The organism is Phascolarctobacterium faecium (assembly GCF_003945365.1).
GTDB lineage: Bacteria > Bacillota > Negativicutes > Acidaminococcales > Acidaminococcaceae > Phascolarctobacterium > Phascolarctobacterium faecium.
In genome coordinates this window covers 1291508-1313339 of the sequence record NZ_AP019004.1, presented here as the reverse complement: position 1 = coordinate 1313339, position 21832 = coordinate 1291508, and the positions used below count along the sequence as shown (strand labels likewise).

Genomic DNA, 21832 nt, shown 5'->3' with positions numbered 1-21832 from the left:
TATGACTAATTAATTATATTCTTTTTAACTTACTATGTCAACAAAAACCGCTATTTTACTATACCGGGGAGCCATGTAGCTATCTCCGGGAAGAAACACAGCAGCAAAATTTCCAGCGCCATAATAATGCCAAAAGGAATAACACCTTTGATGATCTGTGTCATTTTACTATCTGGGCTGATGCCCTGCAAAACAAACAGATTCATTCCAACCGGCGGCGTGATAAGAGCCAGCTCCAGATTGATCAACATCACAACATTGAACCAGATCGGATCGAAGCCCAATTTCATGATAATAGGATACAAAATCGGCAAAGTGATAAAAATAATGGAGATAGATTCCAAAATACATCCCAAAACCAACAGCAGAATATTAATTGCGATAAAGACTATCCACCGGCTGGTTTCCATTTCGGCAACCAGGCTCGTCAAAGCCTGCGGAACCTGCAGAATAGTTAAAACGAAACCAAATAAAGTTGCGCCGATCATAATCGCGAAAATCATCGAAGTCGTTTTGACTGTATCCAGCAAAATTTCCGTCATATCCTTCAGACCAAGCGTACGGTAAATAACAAAAGTAATAAACAAACTGTAAACCGTACCTATAGCAGCAGCTTCAGTAGGAGTAAACGCTCCCGTATAAATACCGCCAACGACAAGCACCGGCAGCAGCAGTCCCCAAAAAGAACTTCTTAGCGCCTGAAAACGTTCCTCCCAGCTGGCCGCTTCCTGCAAAGGCAGCTTTCTTGAGCTGTAAACAACCACAGCAATAAACAGCAGTGTCAAAATAACCCCCGGTACAACGCCGGACATAAACAACTGACCTACCGATTCACCAGTAATAGCGCCATACAAAATCATTGGTATCGATGGCGGGATCAGAATGCCTAAGGTACCACCTGCTGCAACAGCTCCTAGAACTAACGTTCTTTCATAACCACGAGACAGCATCTCAGGAATGGCAATAGCACCAATAGTAACGGCGCAGGCAACAGACGAGCCTGTAATCGCAGCAAAAATTGCACAGGCAAAAACTGTAGCTACACCTAACCCCCCAGGCAAATGACGCAGCCATTTATTGCCCAGCTCAAATAAATCGTTGCCTACTTTGCCTGTTAAAAGAATCTGGCTCATTAAAATATATAACGGGACAGCCGTTAACACGAAATCATCCAAAGATTTGTAAGCCAAAATCGGTATCTGGGCCAAAGAAGATCCTCCGCCCATAAAAGCAAACATACCGAAAAGTCCCGCCGTTCCCAGTGAGAAGGCTACCGGCAGTCCCAAAACCAAAAGTCCCAGTAAGATAACGGTAAAAATAACAAGCATCTTATTCCGCCTCCTTACTGAATTCACCGCTGCTGATTTTTTGAATATCTATAAGCAGGGTACGTACAAACTGTAGTAGCAACAGCCCCATACCGATCGGCAGCGACATCTGAGGAATCCACATAGGAGTTCGCAGAGTACTTGGTGAAGTATTATCCATCTCATATGAAAGCAATGCCATATCCAAAGACTGCATTACAAATACGGCACAGAAAAAAATACCAACAATAGTTGTAAAAAGTTCGATATAACAACGGGTACGTGCTGATAAATGGCTTAAAACAATATCGACATGGATGTGCTTGCCAGCAGCATAAGTAACGGACATCCCTAAAAAACCTGCTACTAAAACACAATATACAGAAAGTTCTATTGACCATTCTGTCGGCGCATTGAACAAACCTCGCATCACAACTTCATAAAAGACCATCAACGCCGGCAGCAGCAATAGAATGCCGGCAATGACGCCAACTGCTTTAGTAATAGCGTTCAAAAATTTTTCATAGACCTCGAGCGCGCTTTTCAAGTCTTTTTCCTCTCATTCTTTTCCAAAATAAAAACCGCTGCCGCTTATGGCAGCGGTCAATTAAGAATTTATCTATTGTTTACTGCATATTTCGATCAATTCCTTACCAAGATCCCCAGTATGTTTAACAAAAATATCCCAAACTGGTTTAGTAGCAGACTGCCATGCCGGCAGCTCAGCCTCAGGAACAACGTAAACCTGCATACCTTTTTCTTTTAATTTCTCTAAAGCAGCCATATCCTCTGCTTTAGCATTTTTACGCAGTTCGTCACGCACTTCATTTGCAGCGTCGGTTACTATTTTTTGCTGTTCCGGAGTCAGTTTTTGAAAAGATTTTTCATTCATCGCCAGAATAAACTCAGGATAAGCATGATTAGTAATAGTCAGATATTTGGTAACTTCAAACATTTTACGGTCATACATAGCTGTAGTTCCAGAAGTTTGTCCATCAACAACACCGCGCTGAATGGCCATATAAACTTCACCTGATCCCATAGTTACAGGAGAAGCACCAAGTGCTTTAATCGTTTCTGAAGGCAGCTCACCATAACCACGCAGCTTCAGTCCTGCAAAATCCTCAGGTTTAGTAATTTCCTTTTTGCTGTTAGCGAACTGCACAAAGCCATAATCAGCCCAGATCACAGGACGCACACCCTTCTTCTTCAATTCACCTGCTAATTTATCACCCAAGCCTCCATCGATGGCATGATCGACTTTTTCATAACTTGGGAACAGAAACGGTACGTCAAAAACTTCCATTGCCGGAATAACAGTTGACCACATTGCTGTGGAATTAAGCCCCATATCAATGCCACCAGACATAATTGCGTCATTCATACTTTTATCGTTGAACAGCTGTCCGGAAGGATAGATGTTCAGTGTAATAGTGCCGTTGGATTTTTCAGTAAGCTTTTTATTAAAAGCCTCCATTCCCTGGGCCAGCGGATGTGCCGTTGGCAAATTGTGAGCCAGTTTCAAAGTCACCTTTTCGCTGCCGGCAGATTTTTTATCTCCGCCCCCACCGCAGCCGGCCGTTACTGCCAATGCCATAATCATAGCGGCAGCCAAAGTAGTTTTAAACATTTGGGACATTTTCATTACTCTCACCTCATAATTTTTTATTTATAGAGTTTCTCCAGCTTCATATAATCATCAAGACCGATGAACCTGTTAAAATCAGTAAAATGCATCATTTTATCTTCATAGGCCTTAGTCGTCCCCGTTTGATGCAGCACTGTCATTGCTTCTTTAAAAGCCTGCATAATGACGTATAAGGCACTGCAGGGCCAGAACACTATTTTAAATCCTATATTTTCCAAATCTTTTGCAGTCAGGTTCGGTGTCCTGCCGCCTTCGATCATATTAGCTATCAGTATGGTATCTGGAAAAGCTTTCGTAACAGCTTCTAATTCTCTTATATCCTGCGGCGCTTCTATAAACAAAGCTTCAGCTCCGTTATCTAAATACAATTTGCCGCGTTCAACAGCATCCTCCAGTCCATTCACAGCCCTCGCATCAGTTCTGGCAATCAGTAAAAAATCCTCGTCAGTTCTGGCATCAGCAGCCGCCCGCAGTTTTTTCGCATGCTCAGATGCATCTATGACCTGCTTACCGACCATATGTCCACAACGTTTAGGCCATACCTGATCTTCAAAAAGCACTGCAGCTGCTCCGGCTTTTTCATATTCCTGCATCGTCCTCCGTACGCTTAACGCATTTCCGTAACCAGTATCACCATCGGCAAATACCGGTAATTCTGTGGCATCCACAATACATTTCACAGCCTGCACCATTTCAGTCATCGAAAGGTAACCTACATCCGGCTGCCCTAATCTGGAGGCAGCGATACTATAACCTCCCATAACCAGTGCATCAAACCCTACTTCTGCCGCAATTTTTGCCGTCAAAGCATCATAAACACCCGGCAAAACCAAAATCTCTGACCTCAGCAGACGTTCACGCAACATTTTACGCTGCTTGTTCATAAATTCCCCTCCCTTGCTGCCCAACAAATTCAACAAAAAAGCCCCTACCGGCATAGCCGATAGGGGCGTTAAGTACGCGGTACCACCCTAAATTATACTCTGAGGCCTTTAACGCAGCCCTGCGCTTTTCCCTACATTCGCCCTCAGAAAAAGAGTTCCTGGGTGAGAGGACTTATTTCCACGCTTACCGGCTCGCATCTACCGCCGGCTTTCTGAAAGCCTTCCACTGTCCATTCCCAGTCATAACCTGTAACCTGATGATTTGTCGAAACATTGAAATAAGTATAACAACACCTTAACACTATGTCAATATATTTTTAAAATTATTTTATCTTTCTGTTTTTTCTTGTACAAATGTATTGTTTTTATACTACTTTGGCATAATACAAAAAAATACAGCCGCTTTCAAAAAGCGGCTGTATTTTTTATTGATCATTCTAAATAAAAACTACCATCTCAATCAATGATCCTTCTGGCCCCATAAAAACGTTCATCCCAATAAGGACCAAACGCTTCACCTTCAATTACGCCATTTTTAGTACCGGCATAAATGAATTTACCATCTCCGCTGTAAATACCGCAGAAGGTCGCTCCTGGGCCATCAGTGCTATAAAATACCAGATCTCCCGGAAGCAGATCATCTTTTCCGATTCTCCTGCCTACGTCATATTGCTCATCAACAGTTCGCGGCAACGCGATACCACTTTCACCAAAAACATACTGCACATAACCGGAACCATCAAATCCTTCTGACGGAAAACTGCCGCCCATTTTAAAAGGGGTTCCAACTAAAAGATACGCATTTTCAATAATATTTCCACGCAGGCTGCTGTATTCTTCAGCATAAGCCAACTGAGGCTGCATTGTATTCCAAACTGCTCCAACCGGCAAGGATAACGCTATACCTAAAGCAGTACAAACAGCCAATCTTCTACACAAACTAACATAATTCATATTTTTCAAAAACTCCTTTACTGAAAACCCTACAGCGATGACAGCATGTCATCCACATATTTTCTGATTTTTTCCATCTTTTTGCGTATACCAGCTGCTTTATCACCGTCACGAGCAACGATCTGCTCAATTTTAGTACGATACTGCAAATAAGAACTCTCAAACTGCCGCAAATACTCTCTAAGTGCCGCCACTTCCGGAACTGTCGTCACGATATTCGACGTCGTAACATTCCATTCAGTACCATTTATCGTGACACTATCCCCATATTGCGGGATATAAGCAGCTGTACCCAAACGGCGCTGCAGCTCATCAGCGAAATTGCTGGCAGCATCAAACTCACCATGTGTAACGAAAAATGCTTTCGGCGGCTGTTTCATCTTACCGTACCATTCAAGCAGCTGTTCCTTGTCCGCATGTGCCGAAAACCCTTTCATATTGTAGATTTTGGCATTTACCTTAATATCTTCACCCATAATCTTAACCTGCTTGGAACCTTCTATCAACCGACGTCCCATTGTTCCCTCAGCCTGATAGCCGGCAATAATGACAGAGCAGTTTTCCTGCCAGAGATTATGCTTCAAATGATGCAGTATACGTCCTGCGTCTGCCATACCACTGGCAGAAACGATAATTTTAGGCCCTGGCATCTCATTAATCATCCGTGATTCCTGCGCAGTTGCCGTGAAACGCAGATTTGGAATCGCTAAAAGCCTGTTACCGTGCATTTCATACAAAGCCCGCGCTTCTTCGTCATATTCCTGAGGATTAGTAAGCGTGATAGCAGTAGCTTTGCTCGCCATCGGACTGTCGATAATGATTGGTACCTGAGGGATACGACCTTCCTGCAGAAGCTTCTGGAAATAATAAAGAAGTACCTGTGTACGTCCTACAGCAAAGGCAGGAATAACTACATTACCACCTTTAGCCACAGTGTCATTAATGATCTCAGACAGCTCCGCTTCTTTGTCATAGGCTTTATGCACACGATTGCCATAAGTAGATTCGGTGATTATAAAGTCTGCTCCGGAAATTTCTTCCGGATCCTCGATAATCGGCTGATTAGGCTGTCCAATATCTCCGGTAAAAACGAGCTTAGTTGTTTTGCCATCTTCATTAACAAAAACTTCAACAATCGCCGAACCTAAAATATGCCCGGCAACCTTAAATTTAACCTGCACCCCCGGAAGAACCTCAAGCATTTCACCAAACTCGTGCGTATGAAAATGCTGCAAAGCTTTATACGCATCATCAACAGTATACAAAGGTTCTACTACAGATTTACCTGCACGCAAACCTTTCCGGTTGGCAAACTCTGCATCAGATTCCTGAATATGAGCACTGTCAGGCAACAGAATCGTGCACAGCTCTAAAGTAGTTTTCGTACAATGTACAGGACCCTTATATCCTTGTTTTATCAGCTTTGGTATCAACCCGCTGTGGTCGATATGAGCATGGGTCAGCACAACTGTGTCAATAGCATTAGGCGCAAAAACAAAATCCTTTTCATTAAAAGCAGTAATCATTTTAGAACCTTGAAACATACCGCAGTCCAACAGCATTTTTTTACTGCCTATTTCAAGTAAATAACAAGAGCCTGTAACCATTCTTGTGGCACCTAAAAAGGTGATTTTCATAACGGTCCCTCCCTGCTTAAATTCTTAATTAATATATTCTGCATTCAAAAAATATTCCCTGCCCATTAACGAATAAGTTCACTGCCTTGTCACAAAGCACCTTCAATTACTGCCGCTGCAATTACTGCAATTCCCACATCTGTCATTTGTTTCCTGTCCAAAATATGTCAGCAGATATTTACGCAGGCAACCTCTGGTAAAACAATAGCTTTCTATATCACGCAGCCTTTGGTAAGCATTTGTCAGCCACAGCTTTTTGTCTTCCGCACTGCTTTCTCTCTGCTCACAGCTATATTCCAGCAGCTGCCGCTGCTGCATTATGTCACGCCGTTCAAAAAGCAGTACGCATTTTGCCGGCAAGCCGTCACGTCCAGCCCTTCCTGCTTCCTGATAATAGCCTTCTACATCAAGCGGCAAAGTATAATGCAAGACAAACCTTACATCAGGTTTATCTATACCCATCCCAAACGCATTAGTCGCCACCATCACCTGCAATTCATTTTTAATGAAAGCGTTCTGGTTCCGCTGCCGTTCTTCCATTGTTAAACCAGCATGATAACGTCCTGCGGGATAGCCCCAGGCATTGAGGTCATTACATACTTCTTCCGTCTGCTTCTGCGTTGCACAATAAATAATACCGCAGCCGTTTTGCTCCGGCAGCCAGCTACGCAAAAAACGTCTTTTCACCATTGGTTTTTCCACAATAAATGTAAGATTGCTTCTGTCAAAACCGGTCACCAGTTCTAACGGCTGCTCTAATCCCAGACATTTACTTATCTCACGTCTTACAACCGGCGTGGCAGTAGCTGTAAAAGCCGCAACAACAGGAGCCTTCGGCAGGCCGTCTAAAAACGGCTTTATTGCCAGATAAGCCGGTCGGAAGGATTCACCCCATCGTACTACGCAGTGTGCTTCATCAACAACGACCAACGCTATTTGCAGCTCACTTGCAAAAGCCTTAAACTGCTCATTCTGCAGGCGTTCAGGTGAAACGTACAGCAATTTACATTTATTATTACGGGCAGCATAAACGGCGGCACCGTACTCCTGCTTACTCATCCCGCTGCTCAAATAAGCCGCTTCTACACCATGTTCCGCTAAACTGCGTACCTGATCCTTCATCAAGGAAATCAACGGTGAAACAACCAGTGTCAATCCCTCCAGCATCAACGCCGGTAACTGATAACATAAGCTTTTTCCAGCTCCGGTCGGCATAACAGCTACAACAGGACGTCCGTTCAAAATTTGCTCTATCAGCTCTGACTGCCCGCTTCTGAACTCACTGTAACCAAAATATTTTTGCAAAATCATTTCTTTTGTCTGCACGGCTGCTCCTTAAACACAACAAGCCTGTGTGCCAGTCGCACTACAGGCTTGTCTGCAATTTTATTTTATAAATTCTTTTCCTTGTATGGACACAATTCTACCAATACGCATTCACTGCATAAAGGTTTCCTTGCCTTGCAAATCTTACGGCCATGCCAGATCAACCAATGATGAGCATCGCTCCACTTATTCTTCGGAATGGCTTTCTGCAGCTCTTTCTCCACTGCCAGCGGATCATCGCCCTTAGCTAAACCCAACCGGTGCGAAACTCTGAAAACATGGGTATCAACCGCAATCGCCGGAACCTTATAAACAATACTGGCGACAACATTAGCCGTTTTTTTACCCACACCCGGCAGCTTCATCAGCTCCTCGACAGTGTCAGGAATAACGCTGTTATATTCTTCCGTCAGCATTTTACAGGTTGCCAGCAGATTTTTAGCCTTCGATCGGAACAGTCCACAGTCACGAATCTCTTCTTCCAGCTGTTCCTGAGAAAGTGCGCCCATTTTTTCAGGAGTATTATATTTCGGGAAAATACGTGCTGTAATCTTATTGACACGTTCGTCCGTACATTGCGCTGACATAATTACCGCTACTAACAATTCAAAAGGCGTCGAATAGTTCAGCGCTGTTTCCGTACCCATATAAGTTTCTTCCAGCAGCGCTAAAATTGCCTCACGTTGTTGTTTACGCATTAGTTGGTCAGACTCCTTACCGGTGCAGGAATACGACCACCGCGGGCAATAAAGGCATCGGCCTTAAATTTGCTCACGGCAATGATGGGAGCATATCCCAGCAAACCGCCAAATTCTACCTGTTCTCCGACAGTTTTACCCGGAACCGGTATCAGACGTACAGCAGTAGTTTTATTGTTGATCATTCCAATTGCCGCTTCATCAGCAATGATTGCTGAAATAGTTTCAGCAGTCACATCACCTGGAATAGCTATCATATCAAGCCCTACGGAACAAACACAGGTCATGGCCTCTAATTTCTCCAAAGTCAGGCTGCCGCGTTCAACAGCCGCGATCATTCCCGCGTCTTCACTGACAGGAATAAAGGCACCGCTCAAACCGCCGACATAACTTGAAGCCATCAATCCACCCTTTTTAACGGCGTCATTAAGCATAGCTAAAGTAGCAGTAGTACCAGGACAGCCACAGCTCTCCAAGCCTATTTCTTCCAGAATATGAGCAACGCTGTCGCCGATTGCCGGTGTCGGAGCCAGCGACAAATCAATAATACCAAACTGCGTATCCAGACGACGGGCGGCTTCCTGTGCAACCAACTGGCCGACACGAGTAATTTTGAACGCAGTTTTCTTGATCGTTTCTGCGACAGCGCCAATGTCCTGTCCGCGCACTGCCTCCAACGCATGTTTTACCACACCGGGTCCGCTGACACCTACATTTATGACAGTTTCAGGCTCTGTAACACCATGGAAAGCGCCGGCCATAAAAGGATTATCAGGCACTGCATTACAGAAAACAACCAATTTTGCACAGCCAATAGCATCACGGTCTGCAGTACGTTCTGCTGCCATTTTGATTACACGGCCCATTTCCGCAACTGCATCCATATTAATCCCGCATTTAGTAGAACCGACACTGACAGAGGAACAGACAATATCAGTTACTGCCAAAGCTTCGGGAATAGAACAAATAAGATTTCTATCACCTTTGGTATAACCTTTATCAACCAAGGCAGAAAAACCGCCGATAAAATTAACGCCTACTGCTTTGCCTGCCTCATCAAGCGCTTTAGCCAGCTGAACATAATCATTGCTGTCGCAGCTTTCACCAACCATCGAAACAGGAGTTACAGAAATACGTTTATTAATGATTGGAACACCGAGCTCCATTTCCAGTTCCTCGCCGACCTGAACAAGCTTTTCAGCTTTCCTGGTGATCTTATCATATACCTTCTGTGCCGTTACTTTTATATCAGGATGACCGCAGTCGCGCAAACTGATTCCCATAGTGATCGTACGCACATCCAGGTTGTTCTGCGTGATCATCTGGTTAGTTTCCAAGATATCTTTAATCGTGAACATAGACAGCCTCCTAGATACGGTGCATCGCCGTAAATATTTCTTCGCTTTGTACTCTGATCTCAACGCCGATATCTCTGCCTAAAGCAGTAAAGATATCCTTAAGATCCTGTAATTTTACAGCAGCACCCGTCATATCAGCAATCAAAACCATATTGAAGAAACCCTCCATAATATTTTGATTGATATTGAGGATATTTACGCCATGCTCAGCGAGAATATTACTTACTTTAGCAATAATGCCGACCTTGTCTTTGCCAACGATAGTTAATACGATACGCATACTGTTGTCATCCTTTCCCATAAAACAAATAATAACTACCATGTCTAACACGGTAGTTATTATTGTACCATATTTTCAGCAAAGTTGTGTGTATACATTGCAAATTATAATTCAAAAAAATCCTTACATTGTAATTTTACAGCGCCGTCACCGGTTCTTACTTTTTTTAGTCTCCTGCATCGCTTTGATCATAGGTTTGATCCCGCCGCTCTGCAGAATGTTCATAATATAAGGCGACATCGGAACAGCTGCAGCTGTTGCTCCCGTAGTCAGGTTTTTGATTATTCCAGCCTCAATATCAACCTCTACTTCATCACCCTCTGCAATAATTTTCGTGATCTCGCTGCAGGTAATAACAGGTACGCCTAAATTAATAGCATTACGGAAAAATATCCTGCCAAAAGATTCTGCCAGTACAGCTCCAGCACCAACTGCTTTCAATGTTATTGCCGCATGCTCACGCGATGAACCGCAGCCAAAATTAGTCCCGGCCACAATGATATCTCCCGGATCGAAGTTTTTTACAAAGCTCTCATCAGCGCCGTACATCGCATATTTTTTTATATCTTCTACATCCGTATATTCTACAAAACGACCCGGATAAATCTGATCTGTATCAATATTTTTCCCAAAAACAAATGCTTTGCCCCTGACTTTCGTTTTCATTACCATCACCGTCCATTCCCGCAGTCGCCGGTTTTCAAATATACAGCCGGATCAGTAATTTTCCCCTCTAATGCCGAAGCTGCCACAGCAGCAGGAGAGGCCAGAAATATCCTGCCATCTACATGTCCCATTCTACCGGGGAAATTACGGTTAGTAGAACTTATGCAAACCTCTCCTCCTGCAAGCATCCCCTGGTGTACTCCCAAACAGGCGGCACAGCCCGGAGCCGTTATCGTGGCTCCTGCCCGCATCAAAGTTTGGATATACCCAAGCTCCATTGCATCTTCCATTACCTTTTTAGAAGCAGGCACGACTATCATCCTCGTTGTTTTAGGAATATGCCTGCCTTGTAAGATCTGTGCTGCTACAGCCAGATCCTGCAGACGACCGCCAGTACACGAACCCAAATAAGCTTCGTCAACAGGAGTGCCGGCATATTTGTCCAATTCAAAAACATTATCAACACTTGATGGTGCCGCTACCTGAGCCCTGATTTTACTTACGTCATACGTAAGCTCCGCAGCATATTGAAAATCAGTATCTGTTTCATAAATTTTATAAGGTCTTGCCACACAGTTGTGCAAATATTCCATAGTGACAGCATCAGGCTGAATATAGCTGGTTTTACAACCCATCTCCGTTGACATATTACACATACACATTCTTTCGGAAATACTCAACCCATTTACAACAGGTCCTGCAAATTCTACCGCTTTATAAACACCGTAATCTGCACCCAGATCACCTATGATATGCAGAATGATATCCTTGGCAAAAACACCCGGCTGCAGCTTACCAACCAGATTGATCCTGAAAATCTCCGGTACCATGAACCACAGCTTGCCAGTAATCATAATCGTCGCCAGATCAGTAGCGCCAACACCGGTCCCAAAAGCGCCAAAAGCTCCGTGAGTCGTAGTATGCGAATCAGTGACAACTACTATCTCTCCAGGATGTACCCAACCTTTATCGGCCAAAACCTGATGGCAGACACCCTGATCTATATCCATCAATTTTTCGATACCCTGTTCAAAACAGAACTTTCTGAACTGTTTATGATTTTCAGCCTGTGTTATCGTAGCACAGGGAGCATAATGATCAAAAAACATCACGATCTTATCAGCGTCAAAAACCTTTTCACCGCCCATTTCATAAAAGGAACGTACAGTCTGCAAATATAAATCGTTGATTCCTGCAATATCCACGTCGCAATTAACTATCTCGCCTGTTGCGACCTGATGTTTACCAGCTTTTTCTGCCAATAATTTTTCAATAGCATGCATAAGCTACACTTCTTTCTTTTCTTTTATTAGCACCGCAACAAATTCAAGCCGGATATTTGGCTAAAAATTGCAGCATCGCCTCTAAAACTACCTCCGGCTGTTCTTCCGGTACAAAATGCCCGCACTCATTTACAGCAAACCCTTCTACATTAGCCGCCCTTTCCTGCCAGCCGCTCATAACATCCCACAGCTTACCGACAACACCGTCCTTACCCCACAAAGCCAAAACAGGAACCTGAATGATCTGTTCACGATCTGCTTTATCCATCTCCATATCTATAGTAGCACTGGCACGGTAATCTTCGCAAATACCATGGAAAGTCATCGGATCGCGCAGACAGCGTACATATTCGTCTAAAATCTCCTTAGGGAACCTGCTTTTAGCGGCCGGCCCGATCTTCAAATTCAAATTATAATTAACAAAATACTCAGGATCTGCCGCCAGCACTCTTTCAGGGAACCCTTTGCCCTGAATATAAAAGAACCAGTGCCAATATTTAGTCGCAAACTCCTGACTGGTATCACGGTACATATCATAAGTCGGCAAAATATCCATCATCGTACAAGACAGCAGCCGTTCCGGATGATCCATCACCATCCTGTGCAGTACTCTTGCCCCGCGATCATGACCGACACCATGGAATTTTTCAAAACCCAGCTTGCTCATAACTGTAAACTGATCGTCTCCCATAGCCCGCTTGGAATAATTAGCATGATCCGGAAGTCCTTCAGGCTTGCTGCTGTCGCCATATCCACGCAGATCTGTAATAACTACCGTATAACGCCCGGTTAGACCCGGCGTCAAAAACCGCCAGATCAAATGTGTCTCTGGATGCCCGTGCAGCAGTAAAATAGCTTCACTGCCCTTGCCGCCAACTAAAGTGTTGATCTTAATACCGTCACCTACATCGATAAGTTGCTGTTTGAATTCCGGAAAATACTTTTGGTCAATATTCATCTGCCCCACCTCCGTAAATTTTCACACCACATTTAGCATTCTATTTCTCTGCTTTCATTATCCGCTACGATAACAATAAAGTAAAATACAAATTTTAAATATAAATATAGTTTTTAACTATTAAACAATGCTATAATAAAACGAATTATAAGCTACAATAAGGAGTACTAACTATGACACTGACACAGATGCGTTATTTTTATGAAGTCTGTAAATGGCGCAGTATCACTAAAGCTGCCGCCAGTCTGCATATCTCTCAGCCAACTGTTTCCATCGCCATGGCCGATCTGGAAAAAGAAAGCGGGCTGAACCTTTTTCGGCGCGAAGGCAAAAAACTTTCGCTTACAGAAGACGGCAGCCTGCTGTTAAGTAAAATCACTCCTATTTTGGCTAACCTACAGCAGCTTGACCGCGATATCAAAGATATGGCACAGAATAAAAACCTCATCCGCCTGGCAGTACCTTTACAAATCGGCGTACAGCTGCTGCCAACTCTTTTCCGCGATTTCAAAAATCTGTACCCTGAAATAGAGCTGGAAGTAGTAGAAGCAGGCGGCATAGATTCACTGCATATGATAGAAAATGAAGAACTTGATTTAGCCGTCACCAATTATGACGACAGCTTTTCACCCAATCTGCATTACCGTAAGCTTTTTAAAAGCGAAGCCTGCTTCTGCACCTATCCTGACCATCCGCTGGCGCAGAAAAAATATGTCGATACCAAAGATATTGCCAACGAACCTCTGGTACTGCTTAACGGTGGTTTTTTCGTCAATCGCCTCATCTATCAAAATTTTCAGCAGGCTTTAACAGCGCCTAAGGTAATTCTGCATTCATCGCAGCTTCATACGGTCAAAAACCTCATTTCCAGCCAAATAGCCTCCTCTTTTCTAATGCGTCAAGCCATTACGGCCTCTGACAATATCATTCCACTTTCACTTAAAAAGCCGCTTTTTATAAATTCCGGCATCGTCACCAAACGCGGCCGGCAAATCTACGGCGACGAACAAAAACTCATTGAATTTATCTACGATAATCAGCCGTTAGGCTAAATTTTTCTCTTCTCTGTAAAATCCACCATAGTAGTAATAATATCAAGTATCATATGGTTAAAGTAAGTGTGCACATATACTTGATATCAAAAAAGAAAAGAGGAATAAAAATGTATATTGATTATCAAATTTTATCTGTAGTAGAAGACATGTCAGCTAATCCCCAAAGTAAATTCGACGGAATGAATTGCACCCCAATCGCTCTTGGCCGGTATGATGATTCCAGTAAAATCTTATGTCTTTCTGCTACGCAAACTAACTTCCCCCATTTATCCAACGACAAAAAATACAACATTATTGCCAGAAACAAAGAAAATCAAAAGACTGAAAGTTTCTCCGGAACATATAATAACGACTGGAGCTTCAGCATCTTCCAGTATAACGGTACCGCAGTATAAAAAACGCTCAAAGAAGCAGGCATGAGATAAAAGTTATCTCATGCCTGCTTCTCATTATTTCTAAAAACATCTTTTGTTTTTTTATGAATTTAAACTTGTCCGCAGCTGTACCGCCTCTGCCAGATGGGCGGCCGTTATGATATCACTGCCGTCCAGATCGGCTATCGTACGCGCTACTTTAATGATCCGATCGTGGCTGCGGGCGCTGAGCCCCAACGCCGTAAAAAACTTCGCCAGCAGCTTTTCTGCAGCAGCTTCCATCTGGCAGTGCTTGTTCAGTTCACGCCGCCCCATCTGCGCATTGCAGTACAAATTAGTACCCTGTAAACGCAGCAACTGCAGCTGACGCGCTTTGATCACCCTTTCACGAATCACGGCCGATCTTTCACCGGCTTCCCTGCTTTGCAGATCAGAGTATTCCAGCCGCGGCACATACACCTGTAAATCAATACGGTCTAATAAAGGCCCCGACAGTTTACGGTGATAACGCTCGATCTCAAACTGCTTACACGAACATTCCCGCTTTTTATCACCCAGATAGCCACAGGGACACGGGTTCTGCGCTGTGCACATAATAAAATTAGCAGGAAAAGTAAGCGATGCCTGTACGCGGCTGATCGTCACATAACCATCTTCCAGCGGCTGACGCAGCACCTCCAAAGCAGTACGCGAAAATTCAGGAAACTCATCTAAAAATAAAACACCATGATGGCTCAATGTCACTTCTCCAGGCCGCGGCACACTGCCGCCACCTATAAGCGCGCTTGAAGAAATCGTATGATGCGGACTGCGAAATGGACGTTCCAGCATCACCCGTTCCTGCCGCTGCAGCAAACCTGCAATACTGTAGATTTTTGTTACCTCCAGCGCCTCAGCCTCTGTCAGCGGCGGTAAAATAGTTGGCAGCCGACGTGCCAGCATAGTTTTACCGCTGCCGGGAGATCCTACCATCAAAATATTATGTCCACCTGCCGCTGCAATTTCCAGTGCTCTTTTTACTACCTGCTGCCCGCGCACTTCCGCAAAATCCACATCATAGACACTGGTTGCTGCCGCGCAGATAGCTTCCTTATCCAGTACATCCAGAACCTTTTCACCCCGCAGATGCTCTACCAATTCAAGCAGCGATGCAGGTATCAGCACATCAATACCGTCAACAAGCCGTCCTTCAGCGCAGTTGCCTGCAGGGATCACAATGTTTTTCCTGCCAATGTCACGTGCATGCAGAATCATTGGCAATACGCCTGCAATCTGCCTGATTGTCCCATCCAGTGCCAGTTCGCCCACAAAAATAGTATCATCAACCTGCTCCTGCTGTAAAACACCGCTGCTGACTAAAATACCAACAGCAATAGGAAGATCAAGACCGGAACCATCCTTTTTCAAATCAGCCGGAGCCAGATTTACAGTAATCCTGGTCATCGGAAAGATCAGGCCCGAATTTTTCAGTGCAGCCCGTACCCGTTCCCGAGATTCTTTGACTGACGTATCAGGCAAACCCACAATATCAAAGCTCGGCAGCCCGTTAGAAATATCCACTTCGACAATGATCTGTTCACCATTGATACCGCAGGTTGTTTCTCCATAAACTTTAGCGTACATAAAAACGCCTCCTCTTATTTTAAAAACAGTGCGGTAAATGGTGTAATCTTGCCACATTGCCCTCAACTAAAATTTCGATCACATCAAAACTGAGCATTTGCTGATGCCTGTTTTCCTGCTGCAAATAAAAAAGCGCCGCACTCCTGATTTTCTGCTGCTTGGCGTATGTAACCGCCAGACGGGGCAGCCCAAAATTCAGGTTGCGGCGTGTTTTTACTTCTACAAAACTAAGCTCGCCGCCTTTAGCGGCAATAATATCGATCTCGCCATAACGGCAGCGGTAATTACGACGGCAGATAACGTAACCTTTACGTTCTAAATAAGTGCAGGCAGCGTCCTCACCTTTTTTCCCCAGCCTTTGCCGCGCTTCCGTCACTTCTCTGACACCGGCGAAAACAGCCTGTTACCTTCATGTTCAGCAGGAGGCAGATGCATACTTTTAATGGGCTCATAACTGCGGCGATGCCACTTAGTCGCTCCAAACTCAGCAATTGCCTGCATATGCTCCCTGCTGCCATAACCCTTGTTACCGGCAAAACCATACTGAGGATATTGTTCAGCCAGTTCTATCATCATCCGGTCACGAGTGACCTTGGCAATAATAGAAGCAGCAGCTATCGAAGCACTCAGCGCGTCACCGTGAATCAAGGAAACTGTTTCAATACCGGCCGATACGATCGGCATTGCATCTACCAGCGCCACCTGCGGCTTAATCGCAAGATGTTCCAGAACCTCAGTCATTCCCTGCTTCGTAGCCTGATAAATATTCAGCTCGTCGATATTGCTGATACTGACTACATTTACAGAAACAGACAGTGCTTTGGCAAGTACTTCGTCATAAAGCTGCTCGCGCTTTACTGCCGAAAGCTGCTTGGAATCATTAAGTCCGCTGATAAATACCTCCTGCGGTAAAATAACAGCCGCTATCACCAACGGCCCTGCCAAAGGTCCCCGTCCTGCTTCGTCGATCCCGGCAATATACTGTGCCCCCTGAGCGTAATATTTACGTTCATAGGCCAGCATCTCCGTAAAACGCTGCTGCTCTAAACGCAGCTTTTCCTGCCTTTTATGATAAGCGGCAACCAGTTTCTGCACACCGCTGCGCTCATCGGCAGCAAGTTCTGCCACCTGATCCGGGTCAGGTTCTCCCGCCAAAATCTCCTTTACCTCGCTGATCTTCATTATTCCCACCCCTAATTAAAAAGGCCGCGTTGCAGCGGCCTTAATTATTTTCACTCGGTTCATCTAAAGTAAAACGCCCTAAGCGTCCTGTACGAAAATCACGCAATACCAGCTGGATAACCTTATCAATGTCAAGCACACCGCCGGCCTTCAGGCAGCCGCGCGCGACGGCTATTTTAGCCATTACCTCACGCACAGGCTCAGCTTCTGAAAAATCAATAGCGTACTTTACACGCAGATCCTCCGGATAGATATGCATCAAACGTTCAAGCAACAGCTCTACTGCTGTTTCCCTGTCATAAACATCCTCTTTGATCGCTCCCGTTACTGCCAGACAAAAGCCTACTTCCGGATCTTCAAATTTCGGCCACAAAACACCTGGGGTATCCAAAAGCTCCAGACCTTTGGCGATAGTCACCCATTGCTGACCTCGAGTCACACCAGGTCTGTCCGCTGCCACAACTTTATTTTTACCGACCAAACGATTGATCAAAGTAGACTTACCTACATTCGGCACACCCACGATCATAACACGGATCGAACGATTGCGTACACCTTTTCTCAGCCACTTATCCGTGACAGGCTTGGCCACCTGCTGGATCGCAGCCACCATCTGTTTTACGCCCTTACCGGTGCTGCAATCTACCTTACAGACAGGCAAACCGCTGTTTTTAAAAGTCTGCAGCCATTTTTCAGTCTTTTCCGGATCAGCCATATCGATCTTATTCAAAGCAACGACCTTGGGTTTATCCCCCAGCATCTGGATCAGCATCGGATTGCTGCTGGAACGTGGGATCCGCGCATCCAGCATTTCAACCACAACATCAACCAGCTTTAACTGCTGTTCCATCATCCGTTTCGCCTTCGTCATATGACCGGGAAACCATTGTATCTTAAAATCCATAATTATCTCCTCGACCGCCTATCAAGGCAGCATACGCCATCTTTCAACAGGCCAGAAAGCAACAACTGCTTCGCCTTTTACAAGCTTCAGCGGCACAAAATCAACATCGGCAAAACGGCTGTCTTCAGAATTATTACGGTTATCTCCTAAAACGAAGATATGCCCCTGAGGCACAACAGATTTTCTGTAATTAGACTTATTCGGGCCCTTCGGATCATCCTTGTAAATATAATTTTCTTCGATCACACTGCCGTTGACCAGAACCTTACCGTCACGCATCTCAATAGTATCACCGCCGGTCGCGATAACGCGTTTGATAAAATCGCGGCTTTCATCCTTCGGATAACGGAAAACAACGATCTCACCCTTTTTCGGCTCGGTAAAGAAATATTTATACTTGCTGACGATCAGGCGCTCGTGGCTTTCCAGCGTCGGATACATCGACGTACCCTCGACCATATAAGGCTCTACCACAAACGTACGGATACAAAAAGCCAGCGCTACGGCTACAATGATCGAAACCAGCCAGTCGCTGATAGTATCCTGCCAAGATGTTCCTGATTTTTTAGTACTCATATATACTCCCTCTTATTCCAACGCATCAACTGAATCGGTGCGGTCTCTTTTATTTTTGCAAACGTACTCACAACGTTCGCAACACCGTTTCTACGTTAACAAACATTAGTGGATTTGTCAATCGCCAAAGGCAAATTGTCGAAAAAATTTTACATTAATATAGTGTTTTTTCTTGCCCAAAACAGTCGCTTGCGGTAAAATACATAAGTATTAGCTTTTCCAAAATCATCATTAAATAGGCAGGATATAACCCGCCTGTGTAGAATATTATAATGTTACTATTATAACAAAATTACAAGTTTCCAAGATGTAAGGAGAGATCACCATGGTCAAAATCGCTGTTATCGGCAGCTGTTCCATCGACCTCACAGTAGAAGCAGGCAAACGGCCTGCAGCCGGCGAAACAATAATCGGCAGCAGGCTCATAGTTTCACCAGGAGGCAAAGGCGCTAATCAGGCCGTTGCCGCCGCACGTTTAGGAGCCCAGGTACACATGATAGGCTGCGTAGGCGACGATGCTTACGGCACCATGATCATCAACAACCTGAAAACCAACAACGTCGATACCGGTTATGTCAGCGTCCTGCCCGGACAGAACAGCGGTACTGCCCATATCACCCTTGCCGAAGGCGACAACAGTATTATCGTCATCAAAGGCGCCAATGATCTGGTCATGCCCAAACATATCGATACTGCCTGGAACGTCATTGCCGCCGCAGACCTGGTCATGCTCCAGCACGAAATACCGCTGCCCACTATAGATTACATCATCGGCAAATGTGCAGCAGCAGGAATCAGCGTACTTTTAAATCCGGCTCCCGTGCAGCCCGTTCCTTCTGAATGGCTGGATAAAGCCACCTATGTGACCCCCAATGAACACGAAGCCGAAGCCCTTTATCCCGGTAAGACCAGCGAAGAAATCCTGCTGATGCAGGAAGAACGCTTCTTTATGACACTTGGCAAAGCAGGCGTTGCTTATGCTAAAAACGGCAAAGTACACACTGTTCCCGCATTCGTCGTTAATGCCCAGGATACCACAGGCGCAGGAGATACCTTCAACAGTGCTTTTGCCGTCGCAAGATGCGAAGGACGCAGCCTAGACGACAGTATACGGTTTGCCAACGCCGCAGCGGCCCTCTCCGTTCAGAAGCTGGGCGCACAAGGCGGTATGCCCTATCTTAAAGATGTAGAAAGGATGCTTGGAGAATGCAAAAAATAGGAATCCTCAACAGCGACATCGCCAAAGTCCTGGCTGACTTAGGCCATACTGACACTATCGTTATCGGCGACTGCGGCCTTCCGGTTCCGGCCGGTGTCCCCAAAATCGATCTGGCTCTGAAACCAGGTACTCCTTCCTTTTTAGATGTCCTTACAGAAGTGCTGAAATATATGGAAGTCGAAAAAATACATATCGCTTCCGAAATGGAAAGTAAAAATCCTGCTACATGGCAGAAAATGCAGGAGCTTTTTGAAGGTAAGGAACAGATCCTTAGCGACCACGAAGCCTTCAAAGCCGCTACCAAAACTGCTAAAGCAGTGATTCGCACCGGCGAGATCACCCCCTACGCCAACATTATCCTGCACGCAGGCGTTATTTTCTAAAATCGATTTTACAGCAAAGGAGTTTTGCGACTAATGGAAATCACCATGAAGGGTATTTCAAAAGCCTTCGGCTCCAACGAAGTACTCAAAGGCGTCGACCTGACCTTAAAATCAGGAGAGATCCACGCTCTGATGGGTGAAAACGGCGCCGGTAAATCCACCCTTATGAACATCCTTACGGGTATCCATAAAGCCGACAGCGGCACGATCTGCGTTAACGGACAGGAAGTAAGCTTCAAAAACGCACTCGAAGCCGAAAAATGCGGCATCGCTTTCATCCATCAGGAACTTAATATCTGGCCCAATCTCTCTATTCTCGAAAATCTGTTTTTGATGCAGAACGTAACCAACAGTTTCGGAATGCTTGACTTCAAAAAAATGCGCAGGCTGGCCGAAGAAAAATGCAGTCAAATGGGTATTACACTGCCTTTTGACGCAGAAGCAGGCGAATGCAGCGTTGGTCAGCAGCAAATGACAGAAATCATGCGTAACCTGATGCTTGATGCCAAAGTCGTCATCATGGATGAACCTACGGCCGCCCTGACAGAACGTGAAACAGAAAAACTGTTTGCCGTAATGCACGCGCTTAAAGACAAAGGCGTTGCCATCGTCTACATCTCGCATCGAATGGAAGAAGTATTCGCCCACTGCGATACCATCACCGTAATGCGCGACGGCTACGCTATCAGCAGCAAACCCACCCGCGAAACCAATAAGGAACAGGTAGTCCGCGACATGGTCGGCCGTTCTATTACCGAATATTACCCCGGACGCACAAACGAACCCGGCGAAATAGTCCTGGAAGTCAAAAACTTCTGTCAAGAAGGACTGTTCAACAATATCTCCTTCAAACTGCGTAAAGGCGAGATCCTCGGCGTAGCAGGGCTGATGGGAGCAGGCAGGACCGAGATCATGCGGGCCCTGTTCGGCGTTGATTCCTGCAAGCACGGTGAAGTTTACCTGCATGGGAAAAAAGTCTGTATCAAAAAACCGGAAGACGCCATCAAAGCAGGCATCGGCTTCATCACCGAAAACCGTAAAAGTGAGGGCCTGATCCTCGACTTCTCCATCTCCAGAAATATTGCGCTGCCCAGTGTCGATACCTTTGCTAAACGCAGCGTGATCAACGCCAAAAACGAAACAGCCTTCTCCGAAGCGCTTTCTAAAAAACTGGGTGTCAAAACCGCATCGATCGACCTGGAAGCAGGCGCACTATCAGGCGGCAACCAGCAAAAGGTTGTCATTGCCAAATGGATCGGTATGAATCCATCAATCATTATTATGGATGAACCGACACGCGGTATCGATGTCGGCGCCAAGCGCGACATCTACGATCTAATGAACGAACTGACCTCTCAGGGCGTCGCCATCATCATGGTCTCCTCCGAACTGCCGGAAGTTATCGGCATGAGCGACCGCATCCTCGTTATCCACGAAGGTAAGATCGCCGGAGAGCTGGACCACGAAGAAGCGACACAAGAAAAAATAATCACCCTTGCCACAGGAGGACAGTAAAT

General features: G+C 45.2%; 23 protein-coding genes. 5 read left to right on the top strand and 18 right to left on the bottom strand.

The genetic code is table 11. From position 1 onward, the window contains the following. Positions 1-50 precede the first annotated feature (50 nt). The 13 genes from PFJ30894_RS06465 to PFJ30894_RS06405 form a co-directional block, all read right to left on the bottom strand. Positions 51-1328 carry a TRAP transporter large permease gene (locus PFJ30894_RS06465; protein WP_125669341.1) on the bottom strand — a complete coding sequence of 426 codons (1278 nt, stop codon included), beginning with the start codon at positions 1326-1328 and terminating at the stop codon, positions 51-53. 1 nt (position 1329) lies between these two features. Beyond that, complete coding sequence (locus tag PFJ30894_RS06460; protein ID WP_021717573.1) at positions 1330-1854, bottom strand: TRAP transporter small permease subunit; 525 nt, start codon at positions 1852-1854, stop codon at positions 1330-1332. Positions 1855-1926: 72 nt separating this feature from the next. Beyond that, positions 1927-2952: a TRAP transporter substrate-binding protein gene (locus PFJ30894_RS06455; RefSeq protein ID WP_021717572.1), complete on the bottom strand. Its 1026-nt coding sequence runs from the start codon at positions 2950-2952 to the stop codon at positions 1927-1929. Positions 2953-2972: 20 nt separating this feature from the next. Next, complete coding sequence (locus PFJ30894_RS06450) at positions 2973-3839, bottom strand: isocitrate lyase/PEP mutase family protein (RefSeq protein WP_125669340.1); 867 nt, start codon at positions 3837-3839, stop codon at positions 2973-2975. A gap of 456 nt (positions 3840-4295) precedes the next feature. Further along, complete coding sequence (locus tag PFJ30894_RS06445; RefSeq protein ID WP_021717570.1) at positions 4296-4793, bottom strand: C40 family peptidase; 498 nt, start codon at positions 4791-4793, stop codon at positions 4296-4298. A gap of 29 nt (positions 4794-4822) precedes the next feature. Next, the gene (locus tag PFJ30894_RS06440) at positions 4823-6430 is read right to left on the bottom strand and encodes an MBL fold metallo-hydrolase RNA specificity domain-containing protein (RefSeq protein WP_125669339.1); all 1608 of its coding nucleotides are present in this window, start codon (positions 6428-6430) and stop codon (positions 4823-4825) included. A gap of 102 nt (positions 6431-6532) precedes the next feature. Further along, positions 6533-7756, bottom strand: a complete 1224-nt coding sequence (locus PFJ30894_RS06435) for a RecQ family ATP-dependent DNA helicase (protein ID WP_021717568.1) — start codon at positions 7754-7756, stop codon at positions 6533-6535. 65 nt (positions 7757-7821) lie between these two features. Then, the gene (nth, locus tag PFJ30894_RS06430; RefSeq protein ID WP_113077168.1) at positions 7822-8454 is read right to left on the bottom strand and encodes an endonuclease III; all 633 of its coding nucleotides are present in this window, start codon (positions 8452-8454) and stop codon (positions 7822-7824) included. Beyond that, positions 8454-9812, bottom strand: a complete 1359-nt coding sequence (locus PFJ30894_RS06425; protein ID WP_125669338.1) for a PFL family protein — start codon at positions 9810-9812, stop codon at positions 8454-8456. The genes nth and PFJ30894_RS06425 overlap by 1 nt, the downstream gene beginning before the upstream one ends. A gap of 10 nt (positions 9813-9822) precedes the next feature. Next, complete coding sequence (locus tag PFJ30894_RS06420) at positions 9823-10092, bottom strand: ACT domain-containing protein (RefSeq protein ID WP_021717565.1); 270 nt, start codon at positions 10090-10092, stop codon at positions 9823-9825. A 147-nt stretch (positions 10093-10239) separates the two neighbouring features. Next, positions 10240-10758 carry a 3-isopropylmalate dehydratase small subunit gene (locus PFJ30894_RS06415; RefSeq protein ID WP_044491651.1) on the bottom strand — a complete coding sequence of 173 codons (519 nt, stop codon included), beginning with the start codon at positions 10756-10758 and terminating at the stop codon, positions 10240-10242. 5 nt (positions 10759-10763) lie between these two features. Further along, positions 10764-12041, bottom strand: coding sequence for a 3-isopropylmalate dehydratase large subunit (locus tag PFJ30894_RS06410; RefSeq protein ID WP_125669337.1), 1278 nt, complete (start codon positions 12039-12041; stop codon positions 10764-10766). Positions 12042-12084: 43 nt separating this feature from the next. Continuing rightward, positions 12085-12999: an alpha/beta fold hydrolase gene (locus tag PFJ30894_RS06405; RefSeq protein WP_021717562.1), complete on the bottom strand. Its 915-nt coding sequence runs from the start codon at positions 12997-12999 to the stop codon at positions 12085-12087. A 173-nt stretch (positions 13000-13172) separates the two neighbouring features. Here PFJ30894_RS06405 and PFJ30894_RS06400 point away from each other — a divergent pair, with 173 nt between their 5' ends. After that, positions 13173-14051 carry a LysR family transcriptional regulator gene (locus tag PFJ30894_RS06400; RefSeq protein WP_125669336.1) on the top strand — a complete coding sequence of 293 codons (879 nt, stop codon included), beginning with the start codon at positions 13173-13175 and terminating at the stop codon, positions 14049-14051. Between the two features lie 110 nt (positions 14052-14161). Beyond that, positions 14162-14449, top strand: a complete 288-nt coding sequence (locus PFJ30894_RS06395) for a hypothetical protein (protein WP_021717560.1) — start codon at positions 14162-14164, stop codon at positions 14447-14449. 81 nt (positions 14450-14530) lie between these two features. On the opposite strand, the gene PFJ30894_RS06390 is transcribed toward PFJ30894_RS06395, so the two are convergent. Genes PFJ30894_RS06390 through lepB form a run of 5 tightly spaced genes read right to left on the bottom strand, consistent with a single transcriptional unit; the run spans position 14531 to position 18713 of the window. After that, on the bottom strand, positions 14531-16051 hold the full coding sequence (locus tag PFJ30894_RS06390) for a YifB family Mg chelatase-like AAA ATPase (protein WP_125669335.1): 1521 nt from the start codon (positions 16049-16051) through the stop codon (positions 14531-14533). A 19-nt stretch (positions 16052-16070) separates the two neighbouring features. Beyond that, positions 16071-16427: a YraN family protein gene (locus tag PFJ30894_RS06385; RefSeq protein ID WP_125669334.1), complete on the bottom strand. Its 357-nt coding sequence runs from the start codon at positions 16425-16427 to the stop codon at positions 16071-16073. Next, a complete protein-coding gene (locus tag PFJ30894_RS06380) occupies positions 16424-17233 on the bottom strand; it encodes a ribonuclease HII (protein WP_125669333.1) in 810 nt (269 codons plus the stop codon). The genes PFJ30894_RS06385 and PFJ30894_RS06380 overlap by 4 nt, the downstream gene beginning before the upstream one ends. A gap of 40 nt (positions 17234-17273) precedes the next feature. After that, complete coding sequence (gene ylqF, locus PFJ30894_RS06375; protein ID WP_125669332.1) at positions 17274-18137, bottom strand: ribosome biogenesis GTPase YlqF; 864 nt, start codon at positions 18135-18137, stop codon at positions 17274-17276. 21 nt (positions 18138-18158) lie between these two features. After that, positions 18159-18713, bottom strand: coding sequence for a signal peptidase I (gene lepB, locus PFJ30894_RS06370; protein ID WP_021717555.1), 555 nt, complete (start codon positions 18711-18713; stop codon positions 18159-18161). Between the two features lie 325 nt (positions 18714-19038). Between lepB and rbsK the strand changes: the two genes are divergently transcribed. Genes rbsK through PFJ30894_RS06355 form a run of 3 tightly spaced genes read left to right on the top strand, consistent with a single transcriptional unit; the run spans position 19039 to position 21830 of the window. Then, a complete protein-coding gene (rbsK, locus tag PFJ30894_RS06365) occupies positions 19039-19932 on the top strand; it encodes a ribokinase (RefSeq protein WP_125669331.1) in 894 nt (297 codons plus the stop codon). Then, the gene (gene rbsD / locus PFJ30894_RS06360; RefSeq protein ID WP_021717553.1) at positions 19920-20315 is read left to right on the top strand and encodes a D-ribose pyranase; all 396 of its coding nucleotides are present in this window, start codon (positions 19920-19922) and stop codon (positions 20313-20315) included. The genes rbsK and rbsD overlap by 13 nt, the downstream gene beginning before the upstream one ends. Positions 20316-20348: 33 nt before the next feature. Continuing rightward, entirely contained in the window at positions 20349-21830 is a 1482-nt protein-coding gene (locus PFJ30894_RS06355; RefSeq protein ID WP_125669330.1) for a sugar ABC transporter ATP-binding protein, read from the top strand. Positions 21831-21832 lie beyond the last annotated feature (2 nt).